The following is a 22,663-nucleotide window of genomic DNA, read 5'->3' as shown; positions in this document are numbered from 1 at the left end:
ACCCCTTCGCCCAAGAGCTAACCTGTGGAGGTTTCATGGCCACTTCTCACCGACGCCCCCTGACCGCATGGGTGGTTACTGCCCTACTCGCAGCCGGGTGCGCAGCAGCAGGAGCCTGGGCCGTACCGGCCTGGCAGGAGGCCCAAGACCTTCGCGAAGCCTCGGTAGCCCCTGATATCACGGCCTCGCCGGTTGCGATAACAGAAGCAAGCGCGGGCAACGCCCTCGATTCAGCTGCCCTGAGCGCAGAGCTCGATAGCGTCCTTGACGGTCTAGGCCAGGGGGTTTTCTCGGCCCAGGTTCTTGATGCAGAAACCGGCCAGAGCCTCTACTCCCGTGAGGCCCAAGCGAGCCGAACCCCGGCGTCCAATATGAAGCTGCTCGTGGACTACGCCCTACTGACCACTGCGCCGCAAGCCCGCTTCACCACGTCCGTCGACCTCAACGACGACTCAACCCTTACCCTGGTTGCCGGCGGCGACACCCTACTGGTGCCAGGGCACTCCGACCCCACCGCGGTGATGGGGCACGCCGGTATCGAGACCCTAGCAGAGCGCACCATCGAGGGCCTTAAAGAGCAGGGCATCAGCGGCAAGGCCCTTACTCTCAACCTGGACACCACTATCTTTTCCGGCAGCTCCCTCAACCCCGAATGGGCCCAGGAAGATATCGACTCCGGCTTCATCAGCGCTGTTACCCCCCTCGCCTTTTACTCCCACTACTCCCCCACCGGCGACGGAACTGCCTCAAGTGGCAACCGCCCCAGCAACGCCCCGGCAGAAGTGCAGCAGGTGCTGGTAGAAGCTCTCAATAGGTTGGGGGCGGACGCCGGGCTCACCTTCACCGCGGGCGAGCAGGTTACTGCCCCCAGCAGCGGACGGGAAATTGCGGCCGTACAGTCAGCCACTGCCGCAGAGCAGTCGGCCCTCATGATGCAGGAATCAGACAATTCTCTGGCAGAGACTCTGGGGCGCAACCTTTCTACCCTCACCGGCGGCGACGGCTCTAGCCAAGGGGCAATAACCGCCGTGCGCGAGGCTCTCTCCACCGCAGGGTTACCCACCAACTACACCCAGGTTGACCTCAGCGGCCTTTCCATGAACAACAAGGTCAGCAACGAACTACTCACCAGCATTGCCCTGCGCGCGGTCAATGGAAACACCAGCGAACGCCTCACCCTGCAGGGCCTGCCGGTAGCCGGCTACAGCGGCACCCTGGGCCTAGCCAGCCGCTTCAACGACCCTGACGAGGTCGGCGGGCGCGGGGTCGTCCGCGCTAAAACAGGCACCCTGAACTCCGTACTGTCCCTCACCGGCTACACCGTCACAGAATCAGGGCGGGTACTGGTTTTCTCGGTTATCATGAACGACCTTGAAGACACCGATGCCGCCAAAAACACCGTTGACCGGTTCGCAGCAACCCTCAGTAACCAGTAGCTGTAGGCGGATACAAGAAGGGCGACCCCACAGATGTGGGGCCGCCCTTCACATGTAGGTCTAAAAGCGGGGACTAGCTTACCCAGACGCCGCGGGCTTCAGTCCAGTTGATGGTGGTACCGCTAGAGAAGGTCACACGGGTGACGCCATCAATCCAGCGCACCTCATCGGTTACAGGGAAGCCGATAGCTGCGGGGCCACCCAGGGCGTACCAGTGGGCAGAGATAGCTCCGGTCTCCATGATGGCGCGGGCACCGGTGGAGGGGGTCCAGTAGACCGAGGTAACAGAGCCGTTCTTGATGAAGTCCTGACGCATGCTACCAATAAACTCATACTCTGAGCTTGCGGGGTAGCCCCAGCTACCATTTTCGTAGTTTTGACCTGCGTAACGGCCACCAATGGCGCCTCCCCAGTAAACATTCTGAGCGCCAGTTGCAGCAGTCCAGTAGATAGTGCGGTCCTGAGTGAAGTTCTGGACGATGCCACCGTCAACAGAGGTAAAGAAGTTGCCAGCGGGTAGACCGAAGGTCGCCACGCCACCGTTTGCGTTGTAGTGGTCGGCCAGCTTGTCGTTCAGTGCATAGGCGCTTACTTCAGAAGAGCCGTTGGAGAAGGTGCTGATGCTGGTGATGGTAGAGACGTAGTCGTTGGGGCCCTTGCCTGCTTCGTAGCGGTAGATACCAACGTTGCCCAGGACGCGCCAGGGCAGGGAGGTGCCATGACCGTAGCAGAAGCCGATGCCGATGACGTTGGCCTGGGGGGCTAGGATGGCGGCACGGTGGGGAGGCGAGCTCTTCCAGAAGTTGAGGAGCTGGTTGAGGTCGTCGTTGTAGGAAAGAGCAATGACTTCGCGGACGAAGCTGTAGCCCTGCACCTTAGAGTTATAGAGGAACTCGGTGCCGTGGGAGAAAGCTCCAGCCTTGAACTGGCGAATAGCCTCGCCCTCCATGACGGAAGCCACGGTAGCTGAGTGCTTGACTGCACCCAGGCCGTTCTGGGCGCGGTAGGCATTGATGAGGTTGAGCAGGGTCTGCTGGTCGGCAGCGCGCTGGGCGGCAGTGACAGTGCGAATGTCTGATGCGGCGGCAGTTGCTGCGGTGATTGCAGTGGTAGCTGCCAGGCCGGTTAGGGCAAGGACGGCCGCCTGGCGGCGAGTCGGCTGAACAGCTCGCGCGGTTTCAAGAATGCTCTTCATTCAGATTCCTCTTTTTCGAGTGGTAATGATGCAAAGGGGGATTTTGCTGAACACAACTTTATAGAATCGTGACCTATTTTTGACCGTTTTGTGACACTTTTTTGGGATTTAATTCAGGCCTGAATACAGGCTGAGAATTATAAAGATTGCTTACTTACAGCGTTCCAGCACATCAGCCCCCGCTTCCCACTACCATCACAGCTATTTCACCAAAGTTAACTTCAACAAAAATTCACCCGGCTTAGGAGTGTTGACGACCGTGCGGGCAGATTAGCAAAACAGAGGATGACAAGGCCAAAAAACTTAGACACACCGCCAAAACACCCCACAGACTGCCCCCTATTGGGCACCACTGTACTTACACACATCCCACCTGCACCCCACAAGAAGCGAAACCCGCCTGCCACAGCCGAGCAACAAAAAGGAAATTTGTACATATGACACAGATTACATTTTCAAAGTTTTTGTTCTATATCAGTGAGTAATTTTTAGAATGTATGTTCTAAATTCTTTTATTGGTCCGAACCACTTATGGTTATCGCTGCATCACCTACTCAGCCCCTAAAATGTCAGCCGTCCTTGCTAGCCTTGAAGACAGCGAACCCCAAGGAGCCCCATGTTCTTCATTGATGCAGATTCTGCCCCCTCGTTACCGGCTACGAACCTCGAACCTCTCGGTCAGTCTCTGATCTATTCAGCTACTGATCTTGTCACCTCGGCCCAGTGCCAGTTCGCCACCCTCTACGCCCTTGACCAGGCTCTGGGTAGGGTGCCCCGCCTCGAACGTATTGAAGACCCCCAGCTTCGCAGAGCTGCGGCCCTGGGTGAAGCCCACGAACAGCGCGTCCTCGCTGACTTTCTCCAAACCTACGGCAGCTGGGACCCAGCCTCAGGCCGGGGGGTGTATCAGGTTGAACCCCCGCGTACCTACACTCGGCAGGCTCTCGAAGAAAAACGGGAAGAAACTCTCGAAGTGCTGAGGGCAGGTGCAGATGTTGTCTTCCAGGCCAGCTTCTTTGACGGTTCCTTTCACGGGCGCGCCGACTTCCTTGTAAAGCAGCCAGATGGGAGCTACCGGGTAGTTGATACTAAACTGGCACGTACGGCTCGGGTCCCGGCTCTCCTTCAGGTCGCTGCCTATGCCGACCAGCTGCATAGAGAGGGGATCCCCTGTGACCCCTACGTCTCGCTCATTCTGGGCAATAACGTGGAGTCCCTACACGAGCTTGCTACCCTTACACCGGTATTCGAGCAGAAGCGGCAGCGTCTTATAGAGCTCCTCACCGCCCATCGGGAGCCAGGGGCTGCCCCGGTGAGCTGGTTTATAGAAGCCGGTAGCCCAGAGGTTACCAGGTGCGGGCGTTGTGATACCTGCCAGGTGATGGTACGAGAGCACCGAGATATGCTCCTGACTTCGGGTATGACGGCGAAGTCACGTCAGACTATCTACGAGCGCTGTGGTGTTCAGAGTATTGACGAGCTGGCGGCCCTGGCAGGCCAGCCTCAGCTTCCGGCTCTCGTACACCGCTATGCAGAGCAGGCTGCCCTACAGACCGGCGTGTCGGAGCCTGACGGAGCAGTGGTGGTAGAGCGGGAGGGGCAGGAACATACTGTCTCGTACAAGCTCCTGCCCCGGCACTCCTTACGGATGCTCCCTCGGGCGAGCGCGGGCGACCTTTTTATAAGTCTGCGGTCTGACCCACTCTGGCGCGATGGGAAGGCAGCCCACCCCGAGTTAGCTTGGGGGCTGGTCTATACCTTAGGTGCTGTTCACCTTGCTGATCAGCCTGGCGAGGAGCCCCTCTTTAGCCAGTTTTGGGCGTCTGACCGGGCGGCGGAAGGGCGGCTGTTAGCCGATTTTCTCGGTATGCTGCACCATCAGCGCCAGCTGAACCCCGGTTTGCGGGTCTACTACTTTGGGGCGTCTGTTATAGCTGCTCTTCAGCAGTTAGCGTCGATGCACGGGATTGGCGAAGCTTATCTCACCGATATGCAGCGGGAGGGTGTTTTCATTGACCTTTCTGAGGTGCTGCGCCGGTCGATGCGTTTGAGCGAGGGCACCCGGGCACTGACCGCTATTGAGCCCCTCTACGCTCAGGGGCTTGAGCCTGCCCCTGATATTCCGGTGACGGCCTTTGCCGATGTGGTACAGGCCGAGAAGGAAGGGCGTGCTGAGCAGGCCGAAGCTATGCGCTCTGCACTTGCTCGTAGTCTGTATCGCACGGGTCTGTCTCTATCTCAGTTACGCGCCTGGTTACTGGGGTTGGCGGGCCGATCGGTCGACGATGAGCTGGTGCAGCCCGCTCCCCTGGCTGATCTGAACGAGCTGCTGGTGCAGGCGGGTAGGGCTGAAGACGAGACAGATACCGAGCGGGTTCTACGCCGGTTTGTTGAGGCCCTGGACACCGGTGGCGAATTGGAGCCGCAGAAGCAAGCTGTTGCTATGGTGGCTACGGCGACGGGCTACCATCGTCGCGAGCGCCGTCAGTTCTGGTGGGATCATTTCAATCGGCTTACGGCTCCCCGTGAGGATTGGGAGGACGCCCGTGATGTGGTTTTGCTGGGGCGATTGCAGGTGGTTGCCGATTGGCATCGTCCGGAGCGGGCACGGTCCACGGTGCGTTTGCTGAGCGGGGTGGCGAGGGTCGCTCCGGGCTCGTCGGTGAAGGTGGGCGCTAGCAACCTCTTTGCCATGTATACGCGCCCTTTTCCGCCTTTTTTGGAGCGGGAGGCTCGGCAGCAGGCTTTAACCTATGCGGCTCTGCATGAAGGGGTACTGCCGGTGGAGGCTGAGTGGGCCGGTGCCTTTAATACCGAGATTGTGGAGTTAGAGGAGATTCCGGAGCATGAGGCGGGTCAGCCTAACCTGGTGCGGATTACGGTGCGGGAGAGTTTGAAGACCTCAGACGGTGAGCCACCTGAAACCTACTCACATCTACCGATGGCGCTCACTCCCGGGCAGCCTATTCCGACGCAGGCCCAGGAGCAGGCTCTACTTGAATTGGCGGCGCGTACCGCCCGGGTGCTACCTGAGTTACCGGCATCGGCGGGTACCGATATGATTCGTCGCGTTCCGCCTCGACTGGTTGGGGGCGGTGTTTTGCCGCGTCCGCAGGATTTTGTAGAGACGCACGGTTCTCTTGCGACGGTGCAGGCTATTTATCAGGCGGTGAGCCAGTTCGATCGGTCGTATGTGGCGGTGCAGGGCCCTCCGGGGTCGGGCAAGACTTTCGTGGGTTCTCATGTGATTGGCCGTCTTGTGGCTGCGGGCTGGAAGGTGGGTATTGTTGCCCAGTCTCATGCGGTGGTTGAAAACATGCTGCTGGGCTGCATCAGTAACGGACGCGTAGACCCTGACCAGATCGCTAAGGGGGCGGGCAAGAGCCAGACCCCGAATTTCCCCTGGCGCGAGGTTCGCAACCCCGATGTTTCCAGGTTTATGGATGAACCCGGTGGTCGTATTTTTGGCGGCACGGCCTGGGATTTTGCCTCTGACCGCAAGTTCCGGTTTGAGGGGCTTAATCTTCTGGTCATTGACGAGGCGGGCCAGTATTCCTTAGCCAATACGCTGGCGGTGGCCCGTTCGGCCAAGAACCTGCTGCTCCTGGGCGACCCCGCCCAGCTACCCCAGGTCACGCAGGGCACCCACCCCTACCCGGTGGACGAGTCTGCCCTGGGCTGGCTTTCAGCGGGCCGTACGGTGCTACCCGAAGAGTTTGGCTATTTTCTCGATGTCACCTGGCGTATGCACCCTGCCCTGTGCGCCCCGGTCTCGGCCCTGTCGTATGAGGGGCGGCTGGCGTCCGCTCCTTCGGGCACCGAGAGGCACCTGGAGGGGTGGGAGCCCGGGGTCTACCTGCGCACGATAGAACACCGGGGTAACTCAACGGCTTCAGTCGAAGAGGCTGATGAGATTGTGGCTTTGGCCCGCGGCTTCCTGGGGCACCTGTGGACTCCCCACCTGGCTGCCCCCGAGCAGGCAGCGCCCCTGGCCCCCTCAGACATTATTGTGGTGGCAGCCTATAACGCCCAGGTTGATACGATCCGGGCGGCCCTGCTGGAGGCGGGGCTAGCGGACGCCGACGGCGGGGGTGTGCGCGTCGGTACGGTTGATAAGTTCCAGGGGCAGGAGGCTCCGGTGGTGCTGGTGTCGATGGCTGCTTCGAGTGCCGGTGATAGCCCCCGCGGAACCGATTTTCTGCTCTCGCCCAACCGGTTGAATGTTGCCCTGTCCCGCGGCATGTGGGCGGCGGTAGTGGTGTGTTCAACCCGGTTTACCGACTTTCTGCCCACCAGCCCCGAGGCGCTAGCCCTGCTGGGTGCCTTTATCCGCCTTGAGCGGGCAGCCCTGCCCTTCCCCGATGAGGGGGAGGCGGGCGTCCGCCCCGATACCCCCACCGTTAGGAGTTAGCATGCCCCTCTCCCCCACCCACCGTAAGCGTTCCCCCTATCTCTTTCACTTTGACGGGCAGACCGTGGCCCTGGGCGAGCCCCGCTACCTGCAGCGTATCGACGAGCGCCTGCGCGAGCAGGGGTATGCTACCAGGCCCACCTACTGGGATCAGGCCTACCTGGCTGATTTGGCAGCGTCCAGCCCCGAGGACGCCGAGCACGGCCAGTTTGCGGCGCCGAGCGACCCGGCCCAGCTCAACAGCGTGGGGGTTTCGTGTAGCAGTAGCGAGTTCTGGTCTGCCATGTATGCCCGCAGTTTTGACGCTACGCCCTGGGGCGGGGAGGGCGACACCCTCTATATGCCCCAGCTGCCCGACTGGCTAGAGCGCACCCGGGCCTGGACGCTTGACCCTCTAGCCCCGCAGGACGGCCCCGGCGACCTCGACCCGGCAGGCGGCTGGGTACGGGTGCGGGATCAGTCGGGTGCGGGTGCGCCCCTGGGGCTGTTCCAGCTCACGAGCCCCGATTATTTCTGGGTCTTTGGGTCGGCGCCCGATCTCAAACAGGTGGTGCATCTGTGCCGGGAGTTGGGGCGCGATTTATCCGGCTTCGATACTGCCACCGCCTATCTGGGCTATGACCTGACCTGCAGTAGCGTCCGGCTGCCGATTGAGTGCGCCCAGCCGCTACAGGAGCAGCTCTTCCTTGCCGGGGTGGACGCCGAAACCCTGCTCTGGGGTGAGGGCTAGTTTTCTGCCCGGTGACTCTAGGGCATACTGAGAAGCATGTTTGTACTGACCTTCATTGCCCGCTCGTCCCAGGGTTCGGTGCAGGAGCACCTCGCCGACCTGGAGAACCGTCTAGAGCGGCTGGCCCCTGCCGTTGCTTTTACCCGCACCTACCCTGATGAGGTGCAGGGGGCGTTCGATAATGCCCAGGACGCCCTGGCCGCCGCCCTGCTCGGGGCCCGCTTTGCCCGGTTTTGGGTGGGCATCGGCGCCGGCGAGCTGGTGCGGCCGCGCTTCGCAGCGGCCCTGGGGGCGGTTTCTACCCCGGAGTGTTCGGGCTCTGCCTTGAGTCTGTCCCGGTCGGCCGTGGAGCAGGCCCAGACCGGTGCCCCACCGCGCGGTATCTGTGTGCACGCTGAAGGGCAGGGCGTCCGGGCCGACCAGGTAACCGGCCTGTTACGCCTGCTCTACCGGGTGGCGTCCGCCCGTACCGAAGCCGAGTGGCGGGTGCTTGACCTGCTCGTGCCCGGTGTGCGCGGGCAGCAAAAGGCGGTTGCCCAGGCTCTGGGAATTACCTCCCAGGCGGTGAGTAAGACCCTGGTGCGGTCCTACTGGCATGAGGAGCTGGCTTCTCGCGAGCTCATCGCCGAGCTGCTTGAGGGCTTGGAGGGGCAGGAGCAGTAGGCCGGGCACCGGCAAACTGTCAGTGCAAGAGGAGTGAAATCACCAGAATCACGGGCATAGCGCCCAGGGTACTGAGCAGCACGATATCGCGGGAGAGCGTGGTTGCTACGTTGTACCGCACCGCGTAGTTATACATGTTCTGGGCGCTGGGCAGGGCTGCAAGAATGGTGGCTGCGAAGATATCGCTCTCACTGAGGTGGAAAACGTAGCGGGCCAGCAGGTAGGCAACCAGCGGCATTAGAAGGTTCTTAAAGCTGGCGGCAAGCACGGTTTCAAAGCGTTGGCCGGGAGTATCGAGCACCTTGGAGCCCCGCAGTGACATGCCGAAAGCCGCCAGGATCAGAGGTACGCCCGCACCGCCCAAGATGCGGAAGGGCTCCATGACCACATCGGGAACCTGCAGGTTGAACACGTTGACCAGCAGGCCCAGGGCTGAACCGATAATCAGCGGGTTTTTGATGGGCTGGGTGGCAACGGCTTTCATGGAGACCGAGCCGTGGGAGATGGCATCCAGGATTGAAAGCACGATGGGGGCGGCGATCAGGAGCTGGAAGAGCAAGATAGGGGCTACCTGGGCAGCGTCGCCCACGATGTAGGTTGCTACGGGCAGGCCCATGTTGTTGGCGTTGATATAGCCGCTGGCTGCGGCGCCCACGGTGACGGTGCCGGCGTCCTTTTTGAGCAGGAACCTGGCGATAACGGCAAAAAGCAGGGCGACCGTAGCGAAGCTCAAAATAGCCACGGGAAGGCGGCCAGAGAAGATAACGTGCAGGTCAGCCCCGGCCATGGTCACGAACATGAGCGGGGGCAGGGCTACGAAGAAGGCAAAACGGTTGAGGGAGAGCCCGGAGTTAGGCGGCAGAATGTCAAGGCGGGCGACCAGGTAGCCTACACCCACCACGACCGCGATGATGGTAAACCCTTCAAGGACTGCGAGCATGCTGGGCTTCTCTCTGCCGTCAAGCCGTTAGGGCTTGAGCTGGCAGGCGGTGGAGCGGTTGGTGGAGATTTGCAGGTAGACTCGCTCAGCCAGCGGGCGCAGCAGGGGGTTCTTCAGGGCGGACACCGCCACCCGCACGGGCGCGTACCGGCTGGTGGCCAGGGCTAGGGCGATGGCGAGCGCCCCGTAGGCCACCTGGCCGGTCGGGGTGATGAAGGGGATTTGGCGCATGAAGCGCTCAAAATCGACGCCGTGCTCTTCTAGGCGGTCGTAGTGGCCGGGGCGCACCTGGGCTTCTAGCCCGAGGTGAGTGAGTACTCTGGCAGCTTTTTGGCAGATGCCGCAGTCGGGGTCGTAGAGCAGCAGGCCTTTAGCTGGTACAGAGGTGGTCACGGTGGCCCTTTCTCTTCCGGGTCAGATGTAAGACCACCATAGCAAGCGGGGCGAGCAGCACCAGAGATGAGCGCATTATTTCAACGGGTATGACGGGCCAGCCGGTGCCGCTCTGCCTTACTTAGAGCAGGTCGCGCAGGATCGGCACTGTGCCGTCCTCGTAGACCGAGCCGGTGACGTCCGTAGCCAGCTCCGCCACCTCGGGCAGGGCCTGGCCCATAGCCACGCCGCGGGCGGCCCAGTGGATCATTTCTTTGTCGTTGAGGCCGTCGCCGATGGCGATGGTGTGGCGGGGGTCCACGCGCAGCTTGCGGCGGATTTGTTCTAGGGCGGTTGCCTTCGACACCCCGTGCGCTGCTACGTCCAGCCAGGCACTCCAGCCCACCGCGTAGTTAACCCCGTGCAGGCCCGAATCGTAGATAGCGCGTTTGAAATCGTCGGGGGTGTCTGTGGGTGAGCAGACCACCACGCGCACGGCCGACTTCATCGCGGCCATCTCGGTGCGGGTGGTCTTCACGGTGTTCACGCCGAAGGACCAGTCCTCAAAGTTATCGGTGGCATAGACCGTTCCGTCGGGTGCTTCCAGGGCTAAGGACGCGTGCGGCAGCTTGGCCTTGAGCAGGGTGATGGCGTTGGAGGGGTCGAAGCTGACCTTGTCGATAATGCGGTAGCCAGCTTCTAGGGAGGGGTCGATACTGAGGGTAACCGCGCCGTTGGAGCTCACCGCGTAGCCGCGCGTCAGCCCAATCATCTCAACGATGGGCAGGGTGGCGCCCAGGGAGCGTCCGGTGGAAATGACCACGTGGTGGCCCGCGTCCACGACATCCTGCGCGGCCTTTTTGACGGCCTCGCTCATCGCCCCGTCGTGGTTGACTAGGGTGCCATCAACGTCGATAGCAACCAGGTACTTGGCACCCTCTTCTTTCTGCCAGGCAGAGCGGCGCAGCGGCAGGGTTTGCATGTCTTTAATCTCTGAAATCATCGGTGTCTCTTTTCTCTCGTGTAGACCAGACTATACAAAAGCCGGGTTAAGGCAAGGTGAGCAGGGGGTGAAGGGTCGCCCAGCGGGGGCGTCCGTAGGGTGAACTGCATGGTTTCTTTCGAGACGCGGAAGAATATCCGCAGTTCGAAAGAAACCCCGCAGTTCGCGAATCTACCGGGTCGGGCCAGTACAGAAGTGGAGGTTAAACTTGTATGTATGTCTCTTGCCAAGCTGTCTAACAGTACCCAGAACTACCTCAAAATTATTTGGGGCATTACCGAGCACGGTACCGAACCTGCATCTACCTCTGTCATTGCGGCGAGGGCAGGGTTGCGTCCGTCGTCGGTATCGGACGCGGTGAAGCGGCTTGCTGCCGCCGGACTGGTGGAGCACCAGCGATACGGGACAATTGAGCTGACAGAGCAGGGACGGGAATATGCGGTGTCGATGGTGCGCCGCCACCGCCTAGTTGAGACTTTTCTGGTGAAGACGCTGGGCTACACCTGGGATCAGGTACACGATGAGGCGGAGGTGTTGGAACACGCCGTCTCGGATTTAATGATTGAACGGATTGACGCCCTGTTGGGGCACCCAACCCGCGATCCGCACGGCGACCCGATCCCCTCCCCCACGGGTGAGGTAGAGTCCATTGCCCCGCATACCCTTCTTGATTGTTCGCCGAAGGACAGGGTGCTGGTAGAGCGTATTTCGGACGACGACCCCCAGCTTTTGCGGTTCTTTGCGGGGCATGGCATTGCCCCGGGTACGCGCTTGGAAGTTACCGCTGTTAACAGTGCAGAGGCGGGGCAGGGTTCCGCCGTGAATCTGGCTCTGCCTAATGATTCTGAGCTCTCCCTCGATGCGGGTGCAGCTGCCGCCGTGTATGTCTCTTACCTGTAGAAGGCAGGAGTGCAGGGCGGTCTCGTCGTGGCCTGCCCGTCCTGTGAGGAGGTGCCGGTGAGCGCTTCCCTCGTCCCTGGACGCCTAGCCCTTGGACGCCTGAGCGGTTGCCTGGCGTCGAGCCAGCAGGCCATGGCGCGGGGCACATAGGTAGGCTGCGCCGAAGAAGGTGCCTAAGGCGATTACTACCGCACCACCGGCGGAGACGTCTAGATGGTAGCTGGCGTAGAGCCCCACCAGGGCACCGGCTAGGGACACACCGGCAGAGATCGCCAGCATGGTGCTGAATCTGTCGGTGAGCAAACGCGCTGTGGAGCCGGGAATTACCAGCATGGCGACAACCAGCACCACGCCCACAATCTGCAAGGCGAGTACCGAGGTCAGGGCGAGCGCCACCAGCAGGATCCCTGCCAGCAGCCGCGGGCTCAGACCAATGGCGTGGGTGTAGCCGGGGTCGAAGGCGTAGAGCACCAGGTCGCGGCGTTTGATTATGAGTACGGTGACTACCAGTACCGCCAACACCGCGATTTGGGCGACTTCAGCCCAGGACACCCCTAGCACGTTGCCAAAGAGTATGCTGTGCAGGTCCGTCTGGGAGGGTGTCACGGAAATCAGTACCAGCCCCAGCGCGAACATCACCGTAAAAACGATGCCGATGGCGGCGTCCTCCCTGATGCGCCCGCTACCACGCACCGCCCCGATGAGGGCAACTGCAAGCAAACCGGCAATCACCGCCCCCACGGCGAAGGGCGCACCCACCATGTAGGCGAGCACCACCCCGGGCAGGACGGCGTGAGAGATAGCGTCGCCCATGAGCGACCAGCCCATGAGCACCAGCCAGCAGGACAGCAGGGCGCAGACGAGGGCGGCAATCACTGTCACCAAGAATCCGCGTTGCATAAAGCCATAGGTCAGCGGTTCTAGGAGTACGTCAAGCACGGTTGCCCTCCTGGGTTGGGGTCAGTGGGTTCATGCCGAAGGCCCGCACCAGGTTATCGGGGGCGAGCACGGTGGCGGGGTCTCCTGCCATCAGCACTTGGTTGCGGAGCAGGACGGCGGTGTCTGCTAGGTCTGCTAGGTTGGCTAGGTCGTGGGTTGAGATCAGGATCCCTGCCCCGGCGTCCCGTAGTTCCCGCAGGAGGGTTACCAGCATGGTTTCGCTCCGTTTATCGACCCCTGCGAAGGGCTCATCGAGTAGCAGGAGTTTAGCTCCTTGTGCCAGTCCGCGTGCCACAAAAGCTCGTTTGCGCTGGCCACCTGAGAGGTTGCCAATTTGCCGGTGGGCCAGGTCGGTGAGTTCTACCCTTTCCAGGGCTTTATCCACAGCGGCGTGGTCTTCGGCCCGGAGCCGTCGGGCGAAGCCCAGCCGCCCGTACCGTCCTTGTGCTACCACATCACGGACAGATACGGGGAACGAGAAATCAATCTCCTCCCGTTGGGGCACATAGCTCACCACGCCAGCTTTCCGCGCTGCTTTTGGGGTCATACCGTCAATCATGACCGACCCGCTGGCGGGAGCAACGCCCATGATCGCCTTAAAAAGTGTGGACTTACCCGACCCATTCATGCCTACCAAGCCACACACGCTCCCGGCGTCTACTGCCAGGTGCGCCCCCCGAAGAGCATGCACGTCGCCGTAGGTAACCGTTACATCTCGGATATCTAAAAGGCTCATTCTTGTACTCTAACGCTGCTCAGTTTCTTTTGAAGTTATGGACGCGGCGCCGGAAGGCAGGTTGCGGGTCTCCTGGGTGGGGCCGCGTCCTGCGCCGGCAGCCGCAGGTCAGTGGGCGGGAATCTACCAGGTTTTGTTATATGCCGGGGCTACTTGCTGAGCGCATCTGCAATGGTTTCTGCGTCATAGCGAATCAGGTCCAGGTAGGTGGGCACGTCTCCGCCTTCTTCAGAGAGCGAATCGACGCAGAGCGCACCTGCATAGGTTGAGCCTGATTCTTGAGCTACCTGTTCCATGGTTTTCGACGACACTGTGGACTCGCAGAACACGGCGGGAACCTTGTTCTCCTCTACAAAAACAGCCACCTCAGCTACCCGGGAGGCGCTCGGCTCGCCGTCTGAGTTTACCGCCCACAGGTACTTTTCGGTGAGCCCGGCGTCTGCTGCTAGGTAGGAGAAGGCTCCTTCGCAGGTCACCAGGGCCCGTTTGCCTTCGGGTACGGTGGAGAGATCTGCCACTAGCTCGTCGTGGACGGCTTGTAGCTGCTTCTTGTAGGTCTCAGCGTTGGCTCGGAATGCGTCCGCGTTATCGGGGTCTAGCTCCGCAAAGGCGTCTGCGATGTTATCGACGTAAGTCTGTGCTACTAGCGGACTCATCCAGGCATGCGGGTTGGGCTTACCGGCGGATTCTGCTTCAGCGATGTTGATGGTCTGTACGCCCTCGGATACGGTCACGCTCTGGGCGTCGGTGTCCTGTAAGAACTGTTCAAACCATGCTTCCAGGCCTAGTCCGTTAGCGAGGATAAGGTCTGCGTCCGCCCCCTTTTTCACGTCGGACGGGGTGGGGTCGTAGTCGTGTATTTCGGCGCCGGGTTTGGTGAGGGATTCTACGGTGATGTGTTCGCCGCCCACGTTCTGCGCCATATCTGCCAGCACGGTGAAGGTGGCGATGACGGTGGGGGTATCGTTTTGCGCTGTAGTGTCGCTGCCGTCGCCTGGGGTGCAGGCGGTGAGGACGCCCAGGGCGAGTGCCCCGCTGGCAGCGAGCATGCGGTGGCTGAGGCGGCGGGTGTGGGAGGTGCGGGTTGCCTTGTTCATGGGTGCGTTGTTCCTTCGTTGGAGATGCGCGTTCTTCTGACTTACGCCGTTGTAGTCGGTGAAGCCCTGTTCATGGTCTGGTGTGTGCAACCATCATAAGTTCGCCTAGACGAACTTTTCAAGGGATGCGGTCTAAGCCCCCCGTTCATTAACACAAAAATTCCCCACGAAACCCTGCTTGACAAGTACAAACAGTATCTCGTGGGGAACCAAAAATAAGCTACTGAGCGACGGTGGGGATGACCTCAAGGCCGCCCATGTAGGGGCGCAGGGCCTCGGGGATGCGGACGGAGCCGTCGGCCTGCTGGTGGGTTTCGAGGATTGCGACCAGCCAGCGGGTGGTGGCCAGGGTGCCGTTGAGGGTGGCGACGGTGCGGGTGCCGCCCTTCTTGGTCTTGCCGTCTGCGGTAACGGTGTCGGGCATACGCTCACGCACGTTCAGGCGGCGGGCCTGGTAGGTGGTGCAGTTGGAGGTTGAGGTCAGTTCGCGGAAGGCGCCCTGGGTGGGGACCCAGGCTTCACAGTCGAACTTGCGGGCGGCGGAGGAGCCCAGGTCACCCGCAGCGGTGTCGATCACGCGGTAGGAGAGCTCGCACTTAGCCAGCATCTCTTCTTCCCAGGCCAGCATCTTGGCGTGCATGTCTTCTGCCTGCTCGACGGGGCAGTAGACGAACATTTCGGCCTTGTTGAACTGGTGTACGCGGATAATGCCGCGGGTGTCCTTACCGGCGGAGCCGGCTTCGCGGCGGTAGCAGGAGGACCAGCCCAGGTACTTCTTGGGCCCCTTTTCGAAGTCGATGATTTCGTCGGCGTGGTAGCCAGCGATAGCCACCTCGGAGGTACCGACCAGGTAGAGGTCGTCGCGCTCAAGGCGGTAGATTTCGTCGTCATGTTCAACGTTGAAGCCGGTGCCGTTCATGGTTTCTGGGCGCACCAGAGTGGGGGTGGTGAGCATGGTGAAGCCGTTGGCGGTGGCCTGGTCGAGGGCCATCCACATGAGGGCCTGCTCCAGGCGGGCTACGTGGCCCTTGAGGAAGTAGAAGCGGGAGCCTGAAACCTTGGCGCCACGCACCATGTCGATGCCGTCAACCAGTTCGCCGATTTCAAGGTGGTCGCGGGGTTCAAAGCCGTCTGCTTCGAAGTTGCGGGGTTCGCCTACCTGCTTGACGACCACATAGTCGTCCTCGCCACCGGCAGGAATACCGTCAATAATCAGGTTGCCTACGCCGGCGACCAGTTCTTCCTGGCGGGCGGCAGCGGCGTCGGCGGCAGCCTTGGCTTCTGAGACCTTCTGGGAGAGTTCCTTAACCTCAGCGAGCAGGGCCTGCTTTTCTTCCTTGGCGGCCTTGCCGATTTTCTTGGAGAAGACGTTCTGTTCGGCGCGCAGTTTCTCGAACTCGTTGATGGAGGTGCGGCGGGTGGCATCCGCTTCGAGAATCTGGTCGATGACGGTTTCGTCAGCGCCGCGAGCGCGCTGGGAGGCGCGGAAGGCGTCGGGGTTTTCACGCAGGAGGTTAATGTCAATCATGCCTCTAAATTTACCGTAGTTGTCGCTGCGATGACAGGCGCGCGGACGCCGGGCGGTGGCGCGTGGTTTTCTTCAGTATGCTGGTGATATGGTTTCGCGTTCGACTCTCGGTGTATCTGTTGCTGCTGCTTCTGCTCTAGCCCTGGGCGGAGTGGCTCTTTCTGTGCGGAGGGGCAGGCGGGAGCGCCCTGATCTTTTCCCTGTCTACCGGCCCCTGCACCGTATGTTAGAGCCGGGTGAGCCGAAGCAGGTTGCGGTGGTGTATAACCCTACCAAGGATCGGGCCGACTCCATCATTCGTATGATTACCGCGGAGCTGGGGTTGGCAGGCTGGCCCAAAGCTAGGTTTTATGAGACAGAGGCGGACGACCCCGGTTTTGGCTTGGCTCAGCAGGCTATGGCTGACGGGGCTGAGGTTGTTCTGGCTGTGGGCGGTGACGGCACCGTGCGCGCGGTTGCGGACGGCTTGGCGGGTACGGACGTCCCCCTGGGCATTGTGCCCCTGGGCACCGGTAATTTGCTGGCGCGCAACCTCGATATGGATGTGAACGACTTACACGCCTGCATCAACATTGCCCTACACGGGCAGAGCCGCACCATCGATATGATTCGTATGGATATGAAGGGTGAGCAGGATTTGCCCCCCGTTAATTTTGTGGTCATGGGCGGGGCCGGGTTCGACGCCCAGATTATGACTGATGCTCGCGAAGATTTGAAGGCTCGTATCGGCTGGCTAGCCTATGTTGAGGCCAGCACCCGGCACATGTTTACCCGCCTCCGACCGGCGGTGATTACGGTCAATAACGGTACGCCGATTCGCCGTAAGATTCGGGCTGTGCTGGTGGCTAATACGGGCAAGATTCAGGGCGGGGTGAGCCTGGCGCAGACCGCTCAGCTCTCTGACGGGCAGCTTGAGGTGATTGTGCTAACCCCGCGTAACCTGGGCAGCTGGGTTCGTATGGCGGCGCAGTTTATCTTGCGCCCCGCCCGCGTGCGTTACCCGGTGGTGGAGCATTTTGTGGGCACGGACGTCCGCGTCTACTTCCCCAACACCTGCCTCCCCGTTGAGGTGGACGGGGACGTTCTGGGTGAGGTGAGCGATTTTCATGCCCAGGTGCTCCCCGCCGCGGTGAAGGTGCAAGTTTACCCCGATGACATGCAGATTCGTTCGCTCAGTGATTTTGTGAATGCCCGTGATGAGCTGGTAGAGCAGCAGCGCCTCTGGTGGCAGCGGCTACTGAGGCTCTAGATGTTGTGCTTGAGGCTTTCGGGCCGTCCGCCGGGGAAGAGGGTTTCGACCCAGTCGCGGGCGGCGTTGAAAGAAGCCTCATCGTGCATGGGGTCTACCGCTGCCAGGCGCTTATCGGCTCGCGGGTAGGAGCCCAGGTAGAGCACACCGGGTGAGACCCGGTGGATGCCGCGCAGGGCATCACGCACGCGGGCGTCGTAGAGGTGGCCGTCGATGTCGATAGAGAAGAAGTAGGCCCCCAGAAATTCGCCGGTGGGTCGAGACTCAATGCGGGAGAGATTGATTCCCCGGGTTGAGAACTGTTCAAGCAGGTCAAGCAGGGCGCCGGGGCGGTCCTGGGGCAGCGGGATGACCAGGGTGGTTTTGTCTGCGCCAGTGGGTGCGGGGGGTTCGGCGTCACGGGCAACCAGCACGAAACGGGTCACGGCGTTCTTGTTATCGCCAATATTGTGAGCCAGCACCTGCAGCTCAGGGTGGGCCTGGGCCACAGCGGGCGAGCAGATAGCGGCCTCGTAGCCGGGATTCTCATTCAGCAACCCCAGGGCGGCACCCGCAGTGGACGAGCCCGGCAGGTAGTTCACGCTGGGCTTGTTCTCAGCCACCCAGGAGCGCACCTGCGCCCAGGCATGCGTATGGGTTGAGATAGTTTTGACGCTCTCTAAGGTGGTGCCGGGACGGGCAACCAGCACAAAGGTAATGGGCACCAGCACCTCCCGGACGATACGCAGGGACCCATCGAGCGAGGCAATAGCGTCCAAGGTTGCGGTGACGCCACCTTCAACGGAGTTTTCGATAGGCACCATGGCGGCGTCGGCGCTGCCATCGCGCAGGGCGTCGAGGGCCGCGGGTACGGACGTCGCGGGGATGCGTTCAGCGTCAGGCGCGCCGGGGACGGTGAGAAGAGCTGCTTCGGTAAAGGTGCCCGACGGGCCAAGATAGGTGTAACGCATGGGGTCTAGTTTAGCGGGTGGACGCCGCACCCCGGCCCCCTGCCAAAGGGTTCGTGGAGGTTTGTACCGGGTGGTGCCCACCAAGAGAGCCTTTTGTGGGCAGAACCCGGTACAAAGTGTAGGCGAGGAACGGACGCCGGTCGGCAACTAGGCCGTAGAACGGGCCAGCGCAAAGAGGTCGGCCGGCATAGGCCGTTCAAGCTCCCACTTAATATGCATCGGCTTTGAACCGCTATGGGAACGGTAATTTACAGGGCCTACAAACAAATACGGTGCGGTACCAATTCCGTCCTCTTTGGTATAACGCACAAAGAGTAAGGGCATTTGGCCCAGCTCTCCATGATGCTGGTAAATCTTTCCCAAACGACTATCAGGAGCGGTTGAGTTCTGGGAGTCCCAGGCAAATTCGCTCTCGGTCACTGCATAGTCTTTATACATCGTTTCAGGAGTAAAGTGCTTCTCAGACTTACTGAGGTTAACAAGCAGAGCAATAGTATCTGTTGCGCGTGATTCATAGACGCCCTGTACTGCACCGGCTGGCACCGATTTCTTTTCGTTCTCATGAAGGCCTATAGCTGCAAAGATTTCCTCACGCGAATAATAGGCATGGGTGCTGAGAGGAATATCAGGCGATATGGTAGATAGCCGCTGAGGCGCGTGTCTATCCGTCCCAAGACGATACGCCCAAATCTGTATGAGCTCTTGAATAAAGTACGGATGCTGACGGAGCTCACTCAGCCCCTGGTCAAGCGTGAACTTCTCTTCACCGCTCCGTATCTTGCCCTTAGGCCAGAATGAAAAGAGAAGCATCCACGCAAAACGCCTTTCGCGCATGCTAAGGTCTTCTTCCCATATATCGGTCGTCAGCAACCTTTGATAAACGTCAATTCGCTCTTCATCATTGACATTAGCTAAAGATTTAATTCGGTTCGAAAGATGTTCAGTTACCGAGCCCTTTTCATACAGCCCAGATATTTTAGGTATTTGTCCCGCTTGATCCAGTAAGAAAGTAAAAGTTAGCCCTTTACCGTTCTTGGTCTTCCGCCCATAGATATGAGCAAGTTCCAGGCCGTACCTATCAAGGTAGGGTTCTAGCAGCTCGGTAACGACAACTTCAAAATTCTTTCTCTTTTGCTCCTCAGCAAATATTTTAAGATTGTCGGTCAGTACTTCTATCTTGGGATTGAGGGCCTCTTTGATACTTCTCAGCACCTGCTCTTGAGTTTTCTTATCAAGCTGAATGCTGCACCCTGGAGGCAGATGAGGATTTTCGACCTCGCCAGGTGTTAGAACGCCTGCACGAGTCAGAGAACGCATTTTTAGGTCAAATCTGAACCCTTTAGCCTGGTTGCCCACAAAGTCCAGTACAACCAGGACAGCTTTATCAGGAGACCTACGCAAACCACGGCCAAGCTGCTGTTGGAAGAGAGTCGGCGATTGAGTAGGACGGAGCATCAATAAGGTATCGACCTCAGGGATATCTACGCCTTCGTTGAAGAGGTTAACCGTAAAGACTGTGGTGAGTTCATGTTCTGGGTCTTTCAGCTGGGCAATAACCTCTCGACGTCGTTCTGCGCTATCGTCACCCAAAAGATAAGTAGCTGAAATGTCAGCCTTACAAAACTCTTCGGCCATGTAGCGCGCGTGTTCCCTATCGACGCAAAAACCAATAGCTCGCATGTTGCGAGGGTTAGCTATTTTTTCCTCAATTTGTTGCAAGATAAGCGCTACTCGTCTTTTATTGGCGAGGTAATACTGTGATAGTTCGCTGTCACGATAGCTTCCCCGCTCAAATGTGAGCCCACTAAGGTCTGTTGCATCGTTGATGCCGTAGTAGTGGAAGGGGACCAACAGGTCAGCTTCAAGCGCGTCCCAAAGACGAAGCTGGGTAGCAATACGTCCGTCAAAATATTCAGCAGCAACATTTTTGCCGTCTGTGCGTTCAGGAGTTGCTGTCAGGCCCAGCAGTTCCTGAGGCTGGAAGTAACTAAGAATTTTCTGGTAGGTGGGGGCTGAAGCATGGTGGAACTCATCAACGATAACGACGTCGAAATGGTCAGGTGTGAAGCGTTCGGTGCCTGTGCTTGCAAGGGTTTGAACTGTGGCAAAGACCTGTTCATTATGTTCAGGGACTACTCCCCCAAAGTACTGTTCACCGAAGTTAGCATCACGCATAACGGTGGCAAAAGCGCTCTGAGACTGGTTCAAAATCTCTGCTTGGTGGGCGATAAAAAGGAGACGTAATTTTTTCCCGGATTCTTCACAGAGTCTCTTGTAATCAAGAGCTGAAAAAATCGTTTTACCTGTACCCGTGGCGGCCACGGCGAGGTTACGGTGATGCCCTTTCTGGCGCTCTGCCTGAAGCTCATCCAGCATAATAGCCTGGTGCGGGTAGGGGTGAACATCTACATATGAAAAGTTAATTTGAAGATTTGGGCGGGCTGAAGCTCCCGTTCCTATCGTCGCTTGCTCTAACGATCTGTCGAGTTTCTCACGGTCTTTGTCTGACCCTGTGTAACTTTCAAACTGGTGCGATTCCCAGTAGCTTTCAAATGCGGCGTTAAATTGCCCAAGGATGCCGGGGGTAACGGTATTGGATATTCTCACATTCCATTCGAGGCCGTCCGTAAGTGCCGCGTGTGAGAGATTTGAGCTTCCCACGTAGCCAGTGGAGAAGCCTGTGTTTCGGTGAAATAGCCAGGCTTTTGCATGGAGACGTGTTGAGTTCTTTTCATAGCTAATTTTGACTTCTGCGCCGTATTCTTGAACAAGCTTGTCGACCGCTTTACGGTCTGTCGCTCCCATATATGTGGTGGTAATGACGCGGAAGGGGATGCCTCGCCTTTTAAGAATGTCTAGTTGAGGCGCAAGGACGTTAACACCCGTTAGTTTGAGAAAGGAACAGAGCAAGTCGACCCTATCGGCACTTTCAAGCTCTTTCTTTATTTCTTCACCGAGCTGGGGCTCTTTGGGGTTATTTGTTAAAAGTGCAACGCTGCTCAGTGGAGTGCTGGGACGGTTCGATGGCTTTCCCTGATGGCGGGGTTTAAGTTCTGTAAGTTGCACCAAAGAGCCAGTATTTTTTGAGTTCTCCAGCTCAAACACTTCATCAGGGCATGATGCACCCTCTAGCTGTGCAAGAAGTGTGTTAACCAAAGCGATACGCTCATTAGCTTCGGTCTGCTCAAGTTTGGCCGTGACCTGCTGCGCTACATAACGAGCAAGAGAAGAAATATGCTCAGAATCCTCACCTAGAATCTCTGATTCGACCCACTCAGTTTCAGGTGGAAGTTCCTGAGAGAGTGTCCTGCGGGTTTTAAGAGTTTCGTATAGCCCGAGAGGGAGAACCTGTTTATTGCTCATATATGCAGCATAAGGTTTTTCTGAAGTAGAACCTGACTTTTAAAGATAAAACCTTCCGCCCGGGTGTCGGCTATTCCCACTCTGTGTAGTAGACGTCATCTGTCTCATCGTGATAAGCCTCTGCTATTCCCAGGCCCCAAAGGCGACGGCATAAAGCTTCGGCTCTAAGCTCGTCTGCAATGTAGTACATGCCGCCTAGAAATACCCAGCCATCAGTCATACACTGACCTGTTTCGCTATCAACCCTGTAATACTCAGCTAATCTATCTCCGCATTCTTCAAGGTCTGTATGCACCTCACACCTATTGGCAGGTTGGAGGGCATACACAACAAGTTGATGGGTGCTCCATTCAGGCGCCTCTTGGCTCATAGACACTCCTCAAGTATTTTCCTAGGACTACTGGAATAATCTATCGATCAGTGCACTAAAAGGCAGATCCCCATAAAACTAACTTCTCAAAGCAAACTGTAGGCCTATTAGCCCACGTCAGACACAAGACCTGTGGATAACTAGCCATCTTCGGCGTAATCTACTGTCAAAAACCAGGCAAGCAGGCCGAAACTCTTGCCATGGCACAAACCCAGCACTATAAACACACATAAGACCTAGTCACAAAGATGTCACCAGGAGACCCTTATGAAACACACTTCCACCCGCAAGCTCGCCCTAACAGCTATCGCCCTACTAGCTCTTACAGGTTGCAGTGCTCAGGCAACAGGCTCGGTTCCCGAACCAGGTTCAAGCACCACGACTTCCGCAGTAGCTTCAAGCACAGCGAGCGCCACTGAGGAAACCGCCAAGGCAGAAGAGACCAATTATTCAGGCGGCTCGAAAGCACCCGAAGGTGAGTACCGTGCTGCTGATGAGCACGGCCCCGCCCAGAACGTGCCCAAACCGGTTGCTCCGGAAGGCATGAACGTTGAAAGCACCGAAGCCATGCTTCTATTCATCAACTACTGGAATGACATGCGAAACTACGCATTACAGACTGGGGATGTTGAACAAGTAAGTTCAATGGTTGACAAGTCTTTCACACAAGAACAAAATTTTTATTCAGCACTCGATCAGATGTATGAGGCTTATTCAAAAGTAGACACGCACCCCACCCCCACCAACTAGACAACGGCCCCACCCGCGGCAAAAATATGAG

General features: G+C 58.9%; 18 protein-coding genes. 7 read left to right on the top strand and 11 right to left on the bottom strand.

Annotated elements, in window-relative coordinates; all coding sequences use genetic code 11:
* Positions 1 to 35 precede the first annotated feature (35 nt).
* A complete protein-coding gene (dacB, locus tag ACFP6B_RS03565) occupies positions 36 to 1,436 on the top strand; it encodes a D-alanyl-D-alanine carboxypeptidase/D-alanyl-D-alanine endopeptidase (protein WP_377126914.1) in 1,401 nt (466 codons plus the stop codon).
* A 73-nt stretch (positions 1,437 to 1,509) separates the two neighbouring features.
* On the opposite strand, the gene ACFP6B_RS03560 is transcribed toward dacB, so the two are convergent.
* A complete protein-coding gene (locus tag ACFP6B_RS03560) occupies positions 1,510 to 2,631 on the bottom strand; it encodes a CAP domain-containing protein (RefSeq protein ID WP_377126911.1) in 1,122 nt (373 codons plus the stop codon).
* Between the two features lie 616 nt (positions 2,632 to 3,247).
* Between ACFP6B_RS03560 and ACFP6B_RS03555 the strand changes: the two genes are divergently transcribed.
* From ACFP6B_RS03555 to ACFP6B_RS03545, 3 genes are read left to right on the top strand one after another with little or no spacing between them, the layout of a single operon-like run.
* The gene (locus ACFP6B_RS03555) at positions 3,248 to 7,042 is read left to right on the top strand and encodes an AAA domain-containing protein (protein WP_377126908.1); all 3,795 of its coding nucleotides are present in this window, start codon (positions 3,248 to 3,250) and stop codon (positions 7,040 to 7,042) included.
* Position 7,043: 1 nt separating this feature from the next.
* A complete protein-coding gene (locus ACFP6B_RS03550) occupies positions 7,044 to 7,772 on the top strand; it encodes a hypothetical protein (RefSeq protein ID WP_377126905.1) in 729 nt (242 codons plus the stop codon).
* 36 nt (positions 7,773 to 7,808) lie between these two features.
* Entirely contained in the window at positions 7,809 to 8,435 is a 627-nt protein-coding gene (locus ACFP6B_RS03545; protein ID WP_377126902.1) for a recombinase RecJ, read from the top strand.
* 19 nt (positions 8,436 to 8,454) lie between these two features.
* On the opposite strand, the gene ACFP6B_RS03540 is transcribed toward ACFP6B_RS03545, so the two are convergent.
* The 3 genes from ACFP6B_RS03540 to ACFP6B_RS03530 form a co-directional block, all read right to left on the bottom strand.
* Entirely contained in the window at positions 8,455 to 9,375 is a 921-nt protein-coding gene (locus ACFP6B_RS03540) for an AEC family transporter (RefSeq protein ID WP_237199645.1), read from the bottom strand.
* Positions 9,376 to 9,402: 27 nt separating this feature from the next.
* Positions 9,403 to 9,768, bottom strand: a complete 366-nt coding sequence (locus ACFP6B_RS03535) for a thiol-disulfide oxidoreductase DCC family protein (protein WP_377126898.1) — start codon at positions 9,766 to 9,768, stop codon at positions 9,403 to 9,405.
* Positions 9,769 to 9,889: 121 nt separating this feature from the next.
* Positions 9,890 to 10,750 (bottom strand): HAD family hydrolase, encoded by an 861-nt coding sequence (locus ACFP6B_RS03530; RefSeq protein ID WP_377126895.1) that lies wholly within the window; start codon positions 10,748 to 10,750, stop codon positions 9,890 to 9,892.
* A 216-nt stretch (positions 10,751 to 10,966) separates the two neighbouring features.
* Between ACFP6B_RS03530 and ACFP6B_RS03525 the strand changes: the two genes are divergently transcribed.
* The gene (locus tag ACFP6B_RS03525) at positions 10,967 to 11,650 is read left to right on the top strand and encodes a metal-dependent transcriptional regulator (RefSeq protein ID WP_237185258.1); all 684 of its coding nucleotides are present in this window, start codon (positions 10,967 to 10,969) and stop codon (positions 11,648 to 11,650) included.
* Between the two features lie 84 nt (positions 11,651 to 11,734).
* Here the strand turns inward: ACFP6B_RS03525 and ACFP6B_RS03520 are convergent, their stop codons facing one another.
* From ACFP6B_RS03520 to serS, 4 genes are all read right to left on the bottom strand, one after another.
* On the bottom strand, positions 11,735 to 12,550 hold the full coding sequence (locus ACFP6B_RS03520) for a metal ABC transporter permease (RefSeq protein ID WP_237185286.1): 816 nt from the start codon (positions 12,548 to 12,550) through the stop codon (positions 11,735 to 11,737).
* A 31-nt stretch (positions 12,551 to 12,581) separates the two neighbouring features.
* Positions 12,582 to 13,325, bottom strand: coding sequence for a metal ABC transporter ATP-binding protein (locus tag ACFP6B_RS03515; protein ID WP_237207325.1), 744 nt, complete (start codon positions 13,323 to 13,325; stop codon positions 12,582 to 12,584).
* Between the two features lie 149 nt (positions 13,326 to 13,474).
* Entirely contained in the window at positions 13,475 to 14,422 is a 948-nt protein-coding gene (locus ACFP6B_RS03510; RefSeq protein ID WP_377126891.1) for a metal ABC transporter substrate-binding protein, read from the bottom strand.
* 220 nt (positions 14,423 to 14,642) lie between these two features.
* A complete protein-coding gene (serS, locus tag ACFP6B_RS03505; protein WP_377126888.1) occupies positions 14,643 to 15,950 on the bottom strand; it encodes a serine--tRNA ligase in 1,308 nt (435 codons plus the stop codon).
* Between the two features lie 88 nt (positions 15,951 to 16,038).
* On the opposite strand from serS, the gene ACFP6B_RS03500 reads away from it, so the two are divergent.
* Complete coding sequence (locus ACFP6B_RS03500; RefSeq protein WP_377126886.1) at positions 16,039 to 17,199, top strand: diacylglycerol/lipid kinase family protein; 1,161 nt, start codon at positions 16,039 to 16,041, stop codon at positions 17,197 to 17,199.
* Here the strand turns inward: ACFP6B_RS03500 and pheA are convergent.
* From pheA to ACFP6B_RS03485, 3 genes are all read right to left on the bottom strand, one after another.
* A complete protein-coding gene (gene pheA, locus ACFP6B_RS03495; protein WP_377126994.1) occupies positions 17,196 to 18,149 on the bottom strand; it encodes a prephenate dehydratase in 954 nt (317 codons plus the stop codon). The genes ACFP6B_RS03500 and pheA overlap by 4 nt on opposite strands.
* 147 nt (positions 18,150 to 18,296) lie before the next feature.
* Positions 18,297 to 21,512, bottom strand: a complete 3,216-nt coding sequence (locus ACFP6B_RS03490; protein ID WP_377126883.1) for a DUF3427 domain-containing protein — start codon at positions 21,510 to 21,512, stop codon at positions 18,297 to 18,299.
* Between the two features lie 70 nt (positions 21,513 to 21,582).
* The gene (locus ACFP6B_RS03485; protein WP_377126880.1) at positions 21,583 to 21,882 is read right to left on the bottom strand and encodes a hypothetical protein; all 300 of its coding nucleotides are present in this window, start codon (positions 21,880 to 21,882) and stop codon (positions 21,583 to 21,585) included.
* Positions 21,883 to 22,149: 267 nt separating this feature from the next.
* Between ACFP6B_RS03485 and ACFP6B_RS03480 the strand changes: the two genes are divergently transcribed.
* Entirely contained in the window at positions 22,150 to 22,632 is a 483-nt protein-coding gene (locus ACFP6B_RS03480) for a DUF6318 family protein (protein WP_377126877.1), read from the top strand.
* The last annotated feature ends 31 nt before the right edge of the window (positions 22,633 to 22,663 follow it).

The organism is Rothia nasimurium (assembly GCF_042660305.1).
In the GTDB taxonomy this organism is placed as follows: Bacteria; Actinomycetota; Actinomycetes; order Actinomycetales; family Micrococcaceae; genus Rothia; species Rothia nasimurium.
This window is presented reverse-complemented; position numbering and strand designations above follow the sequence as displayed.